This is a genomic window from Bradyrhizobium sp. WSM1253, assembly GCF_000244935.1.
In the GTDB taxonomy this organism is placed as follows: domain Bacteria; phylum Pseudomonadota; class Alphaproteobacteria; order Rhizobiales; family Xanthobacteraceae; genus Bradyrhizobium; species Bradyrhizobium canariense.
Map to the genome: position 1 here is coordinate 189,459 of NZ_JH600073.1, position 12,597 is coordinate 202,055.

General features: G+C 65.5%; 11 protein-coding genes. 6 read left to right on the forward strand and 5 right to left on the reverse strand.

Translation table 11 applies throughout. The features are described 5' to 3' along the window. Positions 1-1,434 (forward strand): TRCF domain-containing protein (locus BRA1253DRAFT_RS02765; RefSeq protein WP_007590859.1); only part of this gene is annotated, 1,434 nt, incomplete at its 5' end. Positions 1,435-1,545: 111 nt separating this feature from the next. On the opposite strand, the gene BRA1253DRAFT_RS02770 is transcribed toward BRA1253DRAFT_RS02765, so the two are convergent. From BRA1253DRAFT_RS02770 to BRA1253DRAFT_RS02780, 3 genes are all read right to left on the reverse strand, one after another. Then, on the reverse strand, positions 1,546-2,772 hold the full coding sequence (locus BRA1253DRAFT_RS02770; RefSeq protein WP_007590861.1) for a hypothetical protein: 1,227 nt from the start codon (positions 2,770-2,772) through the stop codon (positions 1,546-1,548). Positions 2,773-2,857: 85 nt separating this feature from the next. After that, on the reverse strand, positions 2,858-4,360 hold the full coding sequence (locus BRA1253DRAFT_RS02775) for a class I adenylate-forming enzyme family protein (RefSeq protein WP_007590862.1): 1,503 nt from the start codon (positions 4,358-4,360) through the stop codon (positions 2,858-2,860). A gap of 4 nt (positions 4,361-4,364) precedes the next feature. Continuing rightward, positions 4,365-6,233 carry an extracellular solute-binding protein gene (locus BRA1253DRAFT_RS02780; protein ID WP_007590863.1) on the reverse strand — a complete coding sequence of 623 codons (1,869 nt, stop codon included), beginning with the start codon at positions 6,231-6,233 and terminating at the stop codon, positions 4,365-4,367. A 259-nt stretch (positions 6,234-6,492) separates the two neighbouring features. Between BRA1253DRAFT_RS02780 and BRA1253DRAFT_RS02785 the strand changes: the two genes are divergently transcribed. Next, on the forward strand, positions 6,493-7,296 hold the full coding sequence (locus BRA1253DRAFT_RS02785) for an invasion associated locus B family protein (protein ID WP_007590864.1): 804 nt from the start codon (positions 6,493-6,495) through the stop codon (positions 7,294-7,296). Positions 7,297-7,372: 76 nt separating this feature from the next. On the opposite strand, the gene hspQ is transcribed toward BRA1253DRAFT_RS02785, so the two are convergent. Beyond that, positions 7,373-7,705, reverse strand: a complete 333-nt coding sequence (gene hspQ / locus BRA1253DRAFT_RS02790) for a heat shock protein HspQ (RefSeq protein ID WP_007590865.1) — start codon at positions 7,703-7,705, stop codon at positions 7,373-7,375. Positions 7,706-7,811: 106 nt separating this feature from the next. Here hspQ and BRA1253DRAFT_RS02795 point away from each other — a divergent pair, with 106 nt between their 5' ends. Continuing rightward, positions 7,812-8,765, forward strand: coding sequence for an AEC family transporter (locus tag BRA1253DRAFT_RS02795; protein WP_007590867.1), 954 nt, complete (start codon positions 7,812-7,814; stop codon positions 8,763-8,765). A gap of 7 nt (positions 8,766-8,772) precedes the next feature. Here BRA1253DRAFT_RS02795 and BRA1253DRAFT_RS02800 read toward each other — a convergent pair whose 3' ends face one another. Continuing rightward, a complete protein-coding gene (locus BRA1253DRAFT_RS02800) occupies positions 8,773-9,957 on the reverse strand; it encodes a UbiH/UbiF family hydroxylase (RefSeq protein ID WP_007590881.1) in 1,185 nt (394 codons plus the stop codon). Between the two features lie 87 nt (positions 9,958-10,044). Here BRA1253DRAFT_RS02800 and pcsA point away from each other — a divergent pair, with 87 nt between their 5' ends. From pcsA to BRA1253DRAFT_RS02815, 3 genes are all read left to right on the forward strand, one after another. Then, on the forward strand, positions 10,045-10,812 hold the full coding sequence (gene pcsA / locus BRA1253DRAFT_RS02805) for a phosphatidylcholine synthase (protein WP_007590883.1): 768 nt from the start codon (positions 10,045-10,047) through the stop codon (positions 10,810-10,812). Beyond that, complete coding sequence (locus BRA1253DRAFT_RS02810) at positions 10,809-11,543, forward strand: TerC family protein (RefSeq protein ID WP_007590885.1); 735 nt, start codon at positions 10,809-10,811, stop codon at positions 11,541-11,543. Before pcsA ends, BRA1253DRAFT_RS02810 begins: the two co-directional genes overlap by 4 nt. A 75-nt stretch (positions 11,544-11,618) precedes the next feature. Beyond that, the gene (locus tag BRA1253DRAFT_RS02815; RefSeq protein ID WP_007590887.1) at positions 11,619-12,593 is read left to right on the forward strand and encodes a quinone oxidoreductase; all 975 of its coding nucleotides are present in this window, start codon (positions 11,619-11,621) and stop codon (positions 12,591-12,593) included. The last annotated feature ends 4 nt before the right edge of the window (positions 12,594-12,597 follow it).

Consider the following 12,597-nt stretch of genomic DNA (forward strand, 5'->3'; position numbering starts at 1 on the left):
AAGGGTTTCCCGGTGCAGGTCGCGCAGGCCTCGCGCCTGGTGCCGGCCAAGCAGCTCAATCTGGTCAAGAAAGGCCTCACCGACGGTTCGGTCGATATCGTCGTCGGCACCCACGCGCTGCTCAGCAAGTCGATCAAGTTCCGCGACCTCGGCCTGCTGATCGTCGACGAGGAGCAGCATTTCGGCGTCACCCACAAGGAGCGGCTGAAGCAGCTCCGCGCCGAGGTGCACGTGCTGACGCTGTCGGCGACGCCGATTCCGCGCACGCTTCAATTGGCGCTCACCGGCGTGCGCGAGCTCTCGATCATCGCCTCGCCGCCGGTCGACCGTCTCGCGGTCCGCACCTTCGTCGCTCCGCACGATCCCCTGATGATCCGCGAGGCGCTGCTGCGCGAGCGCTATCGCGGCGGCCAGGCGTTCTACGTGGTGCCGCGCATCGACGACCTCGCCGAGGTCAAGGACTTCCTCGACAAGAACGTGCCGGAGATGAAGGTCGCGGTCGCGCACGGGCAGATGCCGCCCGCGGTGATCGAGGACATCATGACCGCGTTCTACGACGGCAAGTTCGACATCCTGCTGTCGACCACGATCGTGGAATCCGGTCTCGACATTCCCAATGCCAACACGCTGATCGTGCATCGCGCCGACATGTTCGGCCTCGCCCAGCTCTACCAGCTCCGTGGTCGCGTCGGCCGTTCCAAGCTGCGGGCCTATGCGCTGTTCACGCTGCCGGCGCAGCAGAAGATCACGGCGCAGGCCGAGCGCAGGCTCACCGTACTGCAATCGCTGGAGACGCTGGGCGCGGGCTTCCAGCTCGCCTCGCACGACCTCGACATCCGCGGCGCCGGCAACATCCTGGGCGAGCAGCAGTCCGGCCACATCAAGGAGGTCGGTTTCGAGCTCTACCAGTCGATGCTGGAGGAGGCGATCGTCAACCTCAAGGCCGGCGTATCCGAGCCCGCCGCCGATCGCTGGTCGCCGACGATCACAATCGGCATGCCCGTGCTGATTCCGGAGGACTATGTCGGCGATCTCTCGGTGCGGCTGTCACTCTACCGGCGGCTCGCCGACCTCGACAGCGAGGAGGAGATCGAGAATTTCGGTGCCGAGATGCGCGATCGTTTCGGCGTGCTGCCGGACGAGGTGCGCTATTTGTTCAAGGTCGCCGCGATCAAGGCGTTCTGCCGCCAGGCTAATGTCGGCAAGATCGATGCCGGTCCGAAGGGCGCCGTCATCGCCTTCCGAGACAATTCCTTCGCCCATCCCGATCGGCTGGTGAGCTTCATCCGCAGCCACGGCCAGGCCGCGAAGGTGCGGCCCGACATGAAGGTGGTGTTCCTGCAAGACTGGGAGACGCCGGAAGAGCGTCTGGCCGGCACCACCGAGATCATGCGCCAGCTGGCGCAGCTCGCGCAGAGCAAGAAGGCGGCGTGAGCGAGGTGCCGTAGGGTGGGCAAAGCGAAGCGTGCCCACCACCATCGTCAACTTTGGAAAGGGCACGGCGCAAGTGCGCCTTTGCCCACCCTACGGCAGCTCGCGAGGTAATTACGACGCCGCCCGCGACGCGTCGGCCGACAGCCGCCCAAGTAGCGACCTTGCCGTATCCGACGGCGACAGCGAATCCACCGAGACCACGGGATCGCTGCGCATTTCGTGCTTGCCGTTCGACGTGTGCCGCATCACGGCAGAGAGGCGGCGGGCGATCATGTGGGCGGTGCGGAAGTCGGTTTCGGCGAACACGACGATGACCGACCCGTCCTTCTGCGCCACGCCAAAATCCATCTGTCGCATCAGGCGGCTGAGAATGCGCGCGGCATCGAGCTGGGCGCGGGAATTGCCGGGATCGAAGGCGAAGCGTGCGACCGAGAGGCCGCCGCCGCGGGCCAGCGTCTGCTCGACCGCCTTGGCAAAATCGCGGGCAAAGGCCTCCACCGTGAGCAGACCGCTGCGCGGGTCGAGCCAGCCGCCGGCATCCATCGAGCGCAGCGTGCGGCTCAGCTGGGCTTCCATCGCGTGCTGGCGGATCAGGGGCAGCGCGTTGGCGGCGACCTTCGCCGGCTCGCCCGGGATCAGCTCGAGATTGGGCAAGTCATAAGCCTGCGTCAATTGATGCGCGGTGACGACCACGGGCAGGCTGCGGAAGCGAGTGTCCTCGGCGAGCACCGTGAGGAAGGCATCGGTCACGCGGGCGGTAAAACCTTCGGCGAGCACGACGCCGTCGAGGTCGCGGGTGTTGAGATGCTTGGCCGCGGCCTCGATCGAGAGCGCGCCGACGACGCCAATACGCTCGCCTAGCGCAACGGAAAGCGCGGGGTAAGCCGCGCCGCGACCGATCAGAAGCACCGTAGCATCGCGAACGGGATCAGCGTCCGGCAGCGCGACTTTCACCTCGGGCAGCCGGCGCAGCACCGTGGCATGAAGCGTGCGAATCCGTAGCGCGGCGCGAAGCCGTGCGATCAGGCGTTCGGAATGGCCGGCGCGCGAGGAGGAGAAGGGCAGGGCGTTGTGCGGGAGCGCGCCCGCCGCATCCAACGCCACGAAGGGAAGGTAAGGCGATTGCTCGGCGATCTTCCTGGCGAGCAGCGCCAGATGCGGCTCGTGCCCGGCATCCATCGCGGCGAGAACCACGGCCGGCTGCACCTCTTCGACCGCGCGCGTCGCGCCGGCCCAGCCGGTGTCGATCACGGGGAAGAATCGCGCCTCGTCCAGCGCCGCGATGAAGGCCGGCCGCTCGCCATTGGACACAAACAGGATCGGGCCGGCCTGGGACATCGAGAGACTCTGATCACGCGACAGGTGCCGCGCAATCTAGTCCGGCCGCCTTAATGCAGCGTCAATGGAACGGTCGAAATGACCCTCAACCCGGTCCGGAACGGTCGCGAAAAGCTTCGACCATCAGGGGGTTAAGCCCGAGTTCACTGAGCGCCTCGCGGGCGCGGGCATTGTCCTGGGCTCGGCCCGCGAGCCGGTGACCGGAGAGCCGGTCGGGCAGCGCGGTCAGCAGGGCGCCCTGGCCGAGCCGGCGCGCCCATTCCTGGAGGTCGTTGGAGAGGAATCGGTACCCGCCGACGGCCATGATCCCTGAGGGCGGCGCGGTGATGCAGATCGCGCCGCTGGGACGATCGAGCCGCGCGGCATAGCCGGTGTCGACATAGTCGCGTGGCGGCTGCGCGATCAGGCTGTCGCCAACCGGCTGCGGCGGGGCGTAGGCTGCGATCGGCACCATCGGGCCGCGCAGACCGAGCGTGCCCTTCGGCGTCAGCAGAATCTCGCCGGCGATCGACGAACCCGACTGCTCGCGCGGCGCGCCGTGCGGTCCCGGCATCACCGGTACCGGCATGCCGTCCTCGCCACGCCGGGCGCCGAACAATCCGGCCTCGCCGAACAGATAGACGTCCGTGAACGGCGCGTGCGGCGCGATCCATGCCTCGCTCGCCGCCACCTGCTCGGGCGCGCGCCACAGGCCGATGACGTTGCGCAAGGTCGGCATCCGCGCCGCCAGATCGGAATCGCCGAGCCGCTGGGCAAATTGCGCCGGTGCGATCAGCACGTCGCATTCGTGCACGTTGATCTGCTGCTCCAGCACGTCGTTCTCGAACGGATGATGCAGCGCCAGCGTACCGCCGCACAGCAGCCACACCGCGAGCGAGGAGGCGAGCCCTGCGAACGACATCGGCGTGAACGCCGCCATCACGGTCGCGCCCTGCCTGACGTCGGCTTCCAGCGACATCGCGAGCCCACCGGCGATCAGGCTGAAATGCGGTCGCGGCACCGGACGAAAGCCTTCCGCGGTAACGTCGAAGGAGATCATCGCCGCCTTGCGGCCATCCTGAATCACGGCGCGCGAGGTGCCGGGCGGACGGGCCTGCACGTCGTCGAGCGAGGCCATGCCTTCGGGCAGGTTGGTGCCGAAGCCGCAGACATGGCGGATCGAGAAGGCTTCCGCGGCCGCGTGCATGGCGAGATCGGCATAGCTGACGCCGTCGACCGTGCTCATGGTGACGATGGCGCGCGCCGCGGTACGATTGAGAGCGGCGGTCAGTTCGGCATGGCGCCAGAGCAGCGGCAGCGCCGCGACGACGAGGCCGGCGCGATGGGCGGCGAGCACGGTGAGCACGAACTCGACCGTATTCGGCAGCTGGATCGCGATGACGGAATTGGCCGGCAGGCCTGATTCGACGAAATAGGCGGACAGCGCCTCGATGGCCGTGTCAGCCTCGGCATAGCTCATCCGCCGCGGCTGGTGCCCGGTCACGCGGAACTTGTTCAGCGGGTCGAGCAGGGCAGTCGCGTGCGGCTGCCGCATCAGCGTGCGCTGAAACAGCGTGTCGAGCGTCGGCGATACGGCTGGCTGGTTCACGGCGTCACTTTGCTTGACGAGCTTGCGGCTGCCCCTTCGACCACCAGGTCTCCGGCAAATAGCCGGACAGCGAGGTGGCCTCTGGCCGTTCTATCCGATTCCAGCGCGCGATCCATTGCTCCGATACGTTAAACAGGGGGATTGTATAGAAACCGGAGATCAAAGCGCGATCGAGCGCCCGCACCGCCGACACGAAATCCGTATGTTCACGGGCTTCGAGCAGTGCGGCGATCATCGCATCCACCGCGGGATCCCGGGCCCCCATGTAGTTGCGGGTGCCGGGATTATCGGCGGCAGCGCTCCCCCAATAGAAATATTGCTCGTTGCCGGGCGACAGCGACTGGTCCCAGCGGTTCTGGATCATGTCGAATTCGTAGGCGAGCCGGCGCTGGTCGAACTGCACGGGATCGACCGATCGCACGCTCGGCTCGATGCCGGCGCGCTTGAGGTCGCGCTGGAACGCAAGCGCGACGCGTTCCTGGTCGCGGGTCGTGACCAGGATCTCGAAGGTGAAGGGCGCCTTGGTCGCGCGGTTGCGCAGCACGGTGCCGTCGAGATCGTAGCCGGCCTCCGACAACAGCTTCAGGGCCGCGCGCAGCGTGGTCCGGTCGCGGCCCGAACCGTCGGTCACCGGCAGGCGGTAGCTGCCGTCCATGATGTCAGGCGGAATCTGCGCGGCGAACGGCTTGAGCAGCTCGCGCTCGCGCGTATCGGAGGGATGGCCATACGCTGACAGGTCCGAGCCGGCAAAATAGCCGGCGACGCGCGAGTAGAGGTTGAAGAAGTAGTTGCGGTTGACCAGCTCGAAATCGAACAGCAGCGTCAAGGCTTGGCGGACGCGGATGTCGGCGAAGATGGGACGCCGCGTGTTGAACACCAGAAATTCGGAAGGTTGCGGCACGCCCGGCTTGAAGGTGTCGCGGATCACGTCGCCATTCTTCGCCGCGGGAAAGTCGTAGCCGTCATGCCAGCGCAGCGGCTCGTGCTCGATGCGGAAATCATAGAGGCCGCGCTTGAAAGCTTCGAACTGGCCGTTGGCCTCGCGAAAATAGTCGAGCCTGATCTCGTCGAAATTGTAGAGCCCGCGATTGATGGGGAGGTCACGGCCCCAATAGTCGGGATTGCGGGTGAGCGTCACGCTGGCACCGGGCCTCACCGCGGTGACGCGATAGGGGCCGGAGCCGACCGGACCCGTCAGCGTCGTCTCCTCGAAAGCCGCGACGTCGACCGCGTGTTTCGGCAGGATCGGCATCAAGCCGAGGATCAGCGGCAGTTCGCGGTCATTGGCCCCCGCAAGGTCGAAGCGGACGGTGAGGGGATCCGGCGCCTCGGCGCTTGCGACCTTGCCGTAATATTGCCGGTGGTTGGGGCGGCCGTGGTCGCGCAGCAGCTGCCAGGAGAACAGCGCGTCCTCGGCGCGGACCGGCTTGCCGTCGGAGAAGCGGGCGCGGGGATCGATGTGGAACGTGACAAAGCTCCGCTCGTCATCGGTCTCGACCGATCTGGCGAGCAGGCCGTAGAGCGTGAACGGCTCGTCATTGCCGCGCGCGAGCAGGCTCTCGATCACGTAGTTCCGCATCTGCTGCACGGCCAGTCCCTTGACGATGAAGGGATTGAGGCTGTCGAAGGTGCCAAGAACGCCCCAGGTCAGCCGGCCGCCTTTGGGGGCATCAGGATTGACGTAAGGCATGTGGGTGAAATCGGCAGGCATCGCCGGCTTGCCGTGCATCGCGATGGCGTGGGCCTCCTCTGCCCCCGCGCCGCTTGCCGGGAGCCCCGAGGCGAATGAGACCCCCAAGCCGAAAGCCAGGGTGCAGAGGCGGACGCAAAGACCTTCAGGGCGGCCCTCGAGAAGGCGCTGGAACATGAACATCTGCACACGTTGATTCGAGGACCGCGGGCCTGAATCCTATCACAGGGATTTTCCCGGGGGCGCACGCCGGCGCGCGGCCAAAGACGCTTGTCGGCATTGATCTTTTCGTCGGCCACGTTAAGAAGGCACGCAATCGCGCACGAGCGCCGAGCCGTCACTTATCCGCCTCATTTGACGGGGAGAGAGCCGCGCCCAAGGCGGCCAGGTTCGGTGCGTCGAAGCGGTTCGGGCACTTCCCGTTTAGAAAGGGTTTTCCGCAATGAATTTCCGTTACTTGGCCGCGTCCGTCCGGCCGCGCGGGCGACTTCTCGCCTTGTTGACGGCGACGGCGTTGGCCGCCCCGTTTGCCGCCGAGGCTCAGGCGCCGGCTCCGGGCGCGCCCGCGCCCAAGGCGGCTCCGAAGGCCGCTCCGAAGGCTGCCCCAAAAGCGCCGGCGCCGGCCGCTCAGGCACCCGCCCAACCGGCACCCGCCCAAGGCGCTCCGGCGCAGCAGGGCGCGGCCCAGCCGGCCGATCAGCAGATCCAGCTGATCTATGCCCCCTGGACCAAGTTCTGCCTCAAGGGCCAGGACGCCAACGCCAAGCAGGTCTGCTTCACCGGCAAGGACGGCCGTATCGAGTCGGGCCAGCCGGTCATCGCAGCCGTCATCATCGAGCCCGAAGGCGAGCCGAAGAAGATCCTGCGCGTGACGCTGCCGCTCGGCATGCAGCTGGTGCACGGCACCCGCATCATCGTGGACAACAATCCGCCGTTGCAGAGCCCGTATGTGATCTGCTTCCAGAACGGCTGCATGTCCGACTACGAAGCCACGCCCGAGTTCATCAACAACATGAAGAAGGGCCAGAACCTCGTTGTTCAGGCGATCAATGCCAACGGCGCGCCGCTGACGCTGCCGCTGCCGCTCGCCGGCGAATTCCAGAAGGCCTATGACGGTCCGCCGACCGATCCGAAGGTGTTCGAGGAAACTCAGAGGAAGCTGCAGGAAGAGCTCCAGAAGAAGGCTGAAGAGCTGCAGAAGAAGCAGCAGCAAGCGCCTGGCGCCGCTCCGGCCGGACAGAAGTAATCAGCGATCAATCCCGCACATGAAAAAGGCGCTCGGTTCGAGCGCTTTTTTGCTGGCCAGTTGGTGGCGGCGAAACTCAGTTCAGCGATGGATTCCGCGGGCGGTAACCGCCGGTCTTGTCCTTGACGAAGATCTCGGCGACCTGGGAATGCCGGACCGGCTCGCCGGAATCATCCGGCACGAGATTCTGTTCGGAGACATAGGCGACGTATTCCGACTCCGAGTTCTCCGCGAGCAGGTGATAGAACGGCTGGTCCTTGTGGGGCCGCACCTCCTCGGGGATCGACAGCCACCACTCCTCGGTGTTGTTGAATTCCGGATCGATGTCGAAGATCACGCCCCGGAACGAGAAGATCCGGTGGCGCACGACCTGTCCGATCTGGAATTTGGCGGTCCGCGCTTTAATCATTCCCCGTCGATAGACCAGGATTGTGGCCGATGCTAGTGCCCTGATCTGGAATTAACCCGCGGTTGCGGGGCAGATAACTCCCCAATCTTCAGAAAACACTTCATCAATGGTCGATATCCTCAATCTGGCTCTACCTTATTTCGGCTTAATCTTCGTTGGATTCGCCTGTGGCAAGGTCAAGTCGCTTCCGGAATCGGGCCTCGCCTGGATGAACTTCTTCCTGCTCTATGTGTCGCTGCCGGCGCTGCTGTTTGCGATCATGTCGAAGACGCCGTTTTCGGAATTGAACAACCCGCCGTTCCTGGTCGCGACCACGCTGTCGACGGTTGCGGCGTTCACACTCGCGCTGGTGATCGGCAAGGTTCTCGGCGGGCTGACGCTGCGCGAGGCGACGCTCGCCGGGCTCTCCGGCGGCTATGGCAATATCGGCTACATGGGACCGGGCCTGGCGCTCGCCGTGCTCGGAACCAAGGCCTCTGCGCCGACTGCGCTGATCTTCTGCTGCGACAGCATCTTTCTGTTCACGATCGTGCCGCTGCTGATTGAGCTCTCCGACCGCGATCATCCCTCGATCGTGCATGCTTTCGGCGTCGTGCTGAAGCAGATCGTGCTCAACCCGCTGATCATGTCGGCCTGTTTTGGCGCGGCCTTCGCATCGCTGCATATCGAGATGCCGGTCGCGCTCGATCGCACCATCACCTTCCTCCAGAACGCAGCCGCCCCGACCGCGCTGTTCGTGCTCGGCGTGACCGTGGCGCTCCGTCCGTTCGATCGGGTCCCGTGGGAAGTGCCGGGCGTGATCGCGATCAAGCTCCTGGTCCACCCGCTCGCAGCGTTCGGCCTGATGCTGGCGTTCGGCCCGTTCGCGCAGCCCTGGGCCGCGACCGCCGTGCTGATGGCCTCGCTGCCGCCGGCTTTGAACGTGTTCGTCATCGCCCGGCAGAACGACGCCTGGATCGAATCTGCCTCCGTCGCAGTGCTCCTCGGGACGTTTGCATCCGTTGTCACGCTGACCAGCGTGATGTGGGCGATCCAGACTGGGCGGCTGGCGTTCCCTTGAGCGGCGGTTACTTCCGCCAAGTCGGCGTCAGCCCCTCGCGCATGGCGAAGCGGCGCAGCGGGCCGATCGCGCCAAGCAGGTGCATGCCGACCGCGCGGACAGGCTGGAGCGGCAGGAAATCGTTGAGCAGCGAGCGGTTGGCGATGTCGATCGCAAAAGTCCGGCTCAGGATGTCCGGGCGCCGGGCCCGGTCGTAACGCTTGAGCACGTCGGGCGCGCCGGGATCCTGGCCCGATGCGATGGCCTCGCCTGCGAGCCTCGCAATGTCGGCGGCATCGCGAAGGCCGAGATTGAGGCCCTGGGCGCCGATCGGGGGAACCACATGGGCGGCTTCGCCGACCAGCGCGATGCGGTCGCGACCAAAGGATTTTGGACGTTCGATCGCCAGCGGGAACAGATGGCGGCCTGGCTCGACCGTCATGCGTCCGAGGATCGAATGCGACTGCTTCTCGATCGCGGCGGACAATTCCTCGTCGCTCAGGCCGCGAAGTCGCTCTGCGTCCGCAGGCGCCGAGACCCAGACGACGCTAGAGCGATCGCCGGGCAGGGGCACGAACACGCAAGGACCCTGCGGCGTGTGGAACTCGGTCGAGACGTTGCGATGGGGCCGCGCGTGGCCGACATTGAAGGTCAGCGCCGTCTGGGTCAGCTCGCGCCGCGTCACCGCGATGCCGGAGGCTTGGCGGCACAGCGAATGCCGGCCGTCGGCGCCGACCACGAGGCGGGCCGAGAGAAATTGCGCAGCCGCGGTGCGGATCGCGACGTCATCGGCTTCGATGACGACAGTTTCGGCCTCGTCGTCGAAACGGACGACATCGGGCAGTTCGGCCGCGCGCGCCTCCAGCGCCAGCATCAGCGAGCGGTTGTCGATATTGTAACCGAAGGCATCGAGGCCGATTTCGTGGCAGGAGAACCGGACCTCGGGGCTGCGAAACAGCCGGCCGGTGTCGTCGACGAGCCGCATGATTTCGAGCGCGGCCGCCTTGTCCTTGCAGCGCGGCCAGACGTCGAGGCTCTCCAGCAGATCGACGGAGGCACCGAGTAGCGCCGTGGTGCGATTGTCGGCATAGGGCACGCGACGCGCCACCAGTGCGGTCCGTGCGCCTGCCTGCGCCAATGCGATGGCCGCGCCAAGTCCCGCCGGTCCGCCGCCGATTACGGCCGCGTCAAAGAGTGTCGATGCATCTGTCATGGAACGACATTTGACACGCCCCGCGGCAAATTCAAGCCCACTGATATTTCCCTGATTTTATGACGAATTGTGCGACCGGGCGCCGCAATGGCTTATGTGCAAACCGGTGTCATTCTGATAGCAGAAGCCATGGACAGCCAAGAGGATTCCCTGAAGCCCAGGCCCGCGATCCGCGCCGCCGCCTTCTCGGTGCACATCTTCACCGCGTTCGGTGCGGCGATCGCGCTGCTGGCGATGCTTGAGGCCGTGCGCGAGCACTGGGCGGCGATGTTTCAATGGCTGGGCGTCGCCCTCATCATCGACGCGATCGACGGGCCGATTGCGCGCCGGCTCAACGTCAAGGACGTGCAGCCGAACTGGTCGGGCGACGTGCTCGATCTCGTGGTCGATTTCGTCACCTACGTCTTCGTGCCGGCCTATGCGATCGTGGCCAGCGGCTTGCTGCTGCCGGTCGCAGCGCCCTTGCTCGGCGTCGCCATCATCGTCACCAGCGCATTATATTTCGCCGATCTGCGCATGAAGGCGGAGGACAATCATTTCCGCGGTTTTCCGGCGCTGTGGAATGCGGCGGCGTTCTATCTGTTCCTGCTGCACTGGTCGCCGCTGCTCTCGACGCTGCTGGTCGCGGCCCTGGTGGTGCTGACCTTCGTGCCGTTCCACGTGCTGCATCCCGTGCGCGTCGTGCGGCTGCGTTGGCTGACGATGTCGCTGATCGCGATCTGGGCTCTGCTCTCCTTCTACACGCTGCAGATGGACTTTCGCGTCGGCACCGGCGTGACTGTCGCGCTCTGCGCGATCGCGCTCTGGATCAGCTTTAGCGACGCATTGATACGGCTGACAAGATCCTTCGCATGATGCACCTGTTGACCAGCCCCGAAGCCTGGGCCGCGCTCCTCACCCTGACCGCGCTCGAGATCGTACTCGGCATCGACAACGTCATCTTCCTGTCGGTGATCGTCTCGCGCATTCCCGAGAAGCAGGCGCACCGCGCCCGCCAGATCGGGCTGGCGCTGGCGCTGATCTTCCGCATCATCCTGCTCAGCCTCCTGGTCTGGCTGATCGGCCTGACCGCGCCGGTGTTTTCGTTTTCGGGTTACGGCTTCTCCTGGCGCGACCTGATCCTGATCGGCGGCGGCCTGTTCCTGATCGCGAAGGCGACGCACGAAATTCACGGCGAGGTCGAAGCCGATGACGGCGAGGGCGAGGAGAAGTCCCCTCGTAACGCTTTCTTCTGGGTGATCGTGCAGATCGTGATCATTGACATGGTGTTCTCGCTGGACTCGATCATCACCGCGATCGGCATGGCGCAGGACCTCGAGATCATGATCGCGGCCGTCGTGATAGCCTGTCTCATCATGTACATTTCGTCCGGGCCGGTGTCGCGATTCGTCGCGGAGCACCCAACCACGAAAATGCTGGCGCTGGCCTTCCTGGTGCTGATCGGCGTCGCGCTGGTTGCGGACGGATTCCAATTCCACATCCCGCGCGGCTACATCTATTTCGCGATTGCGTTCTCGGCGGCGGTCGAGTTCTTCAACGTGCTGGCGAAACGCAACCGCAGGAAAACGGCCAAGCCGTCGGTCTAGGCATTCCCGCCGGCGTCGAGTTGACAAGGCGGGCGCGATGTCTTTCGCTGGCCCGCCAGAAGAGGAGGTCAGGTGATGACCAAAGCCGTCCGTGTGCACAAGGTCGGAGGCCCCGAAGCCCTGGTCTATGAGAGCGTCGATGTTCCGGCGCCGGGCCCCGGCGAGGTGCGCATCCGCCAGCATGCCGTCGGCCTGAACTTCATCGACGTCTATTACCGCACCGGCCTCTACAAGGCGCCGGGGCTGCCCTTCATCGCCGGCAACGAGGCCTCGGGCGAGGTTCTCGCAGTCGGGCCGGGCGTGACGAATTTCCATCCGGGCGACCGCGTCGCCTACTACCACAATCTCGGCGCCTATACCGGGGAGCGCAACATCCCCTGGGAGCGGCTGGTCAAGCTGCCCGACCACATCACCCACGAGCAGGGCGCCGTGCTGATGCTGAAGGGGTTGACGGTCTGGTATCTCCTGCACAAGACCTTCAAGGTCGAGCCCCATCATCGCGTGCTGATCCATGCCGCGGCGGGCGGCATCGGCCTGCTCGCCTGCCAATGGGCGAGGGCAATGGGCGCCCACGTCATCGGCACCGTCGGCTCGCGCGAGAAGGCTGCGCTTGCCGAGGCCAATGGCTGCGACCATGTCATCCTCTACAACGAGGAAGACTTCGTCGCGCGCGTCAAACAGATCAGCCGCAACGAGGGCTGCGACGTGGTTTATGACGGTGTCGGCAAGGCGACGTTCCCGGGCTCGCTGTCCTGCCTGAAGCCGCGCGGGATGTTCGTCTCCTTCGGCAATGCCTCAGGCCCGGTGCCGCCATTCTCGATCGCCGAGCTCAACACTCACGGCTCGCTGTTTGCGACCCGGCCCAAGCTCAACGACTATATCGGCACGCGCAAGGAATTGCTGGAAGGCGCCGACACGCTGTTCGCCGCTGTCATCAACGGCAAGCTGCACGTGCCGATCAACCATGCCTACGCGCTCAAGGACGCCGCCAAGGCGCATATCGATCTCGAAAGCCGCAAGACCACCGGCGCGTCGATCTTGAAGCCGTAGCTCG

Bases quoted from the DNA above. Each gene is read 5' to 3' on its own strand.
- BRA1253DRAFT_RS02770 (WP_007590861.1), bottom strand. From the start codon at position 2,772: ATGTCCCAGGCCGGCCCGATCCTGTTTGTGTCCAATGGCGAGCGGCCG.
- BRA1253DRAFT_RS02780 (WP_007590863.1), bottom strand. From the start codon at position 6,233: ATGTTCATGTTCCAGCGCCTTCTCGAGGGCCGCCCTGAAGGTCTTTGC.
- BRA1253DRAFT_RS02785 (WP_007590864.1), top strand. From the start codon at position 6,493: ATGAATTTCCGTTACTTGGCCGCGTCCGTCCGGCCGCGCGGGCGACTT.
- hspQ (WP_007590865.1), bottom strand. From the start codon at position 7,705: ATGATTAAAGCGCGGACCGCCAAATTCCAGATCGGACAGGTCGTGCGC.
- BRA1253DRAFT_RS02795 (WP_007590867.1), top strand. From the start codon at position 7,812: ATGGTCGATATCCTCAATCTGGCTCTACCTTATTTCGGCTTAATCTTC.
- BRA1253DRAFT_RS02800 (WP_007590881.1), bottom strand. From the start codon at position 9,957: ATGACAGATGCATCGACACTCTTTGACGCGGCCGTAATCGGCGGCGGA.
- pcsA (WP_007590883.1), top strand. From the start codon at position 10,045: ATGGCTTATGTGCAAACCGGTGTCATTCTGATAGCAGAAGCCATGGAC.
- BRA1253DRAFT_RS02810 (WP_007590885.1), top strand. From the start codon at position 10,809: ATGATGCACCTGTTGACCAGCCCCGAAGCCTGGGCCGCGCTCCTCACC.
- BRA1253DRAFT_RS02815 (WP_007590887.1), top strand. From the start codon at position 11,619: ATGACCAAAGCCGTCCGTGTGCACAAGGTCGGAGGCCCCGAAGCCCTG.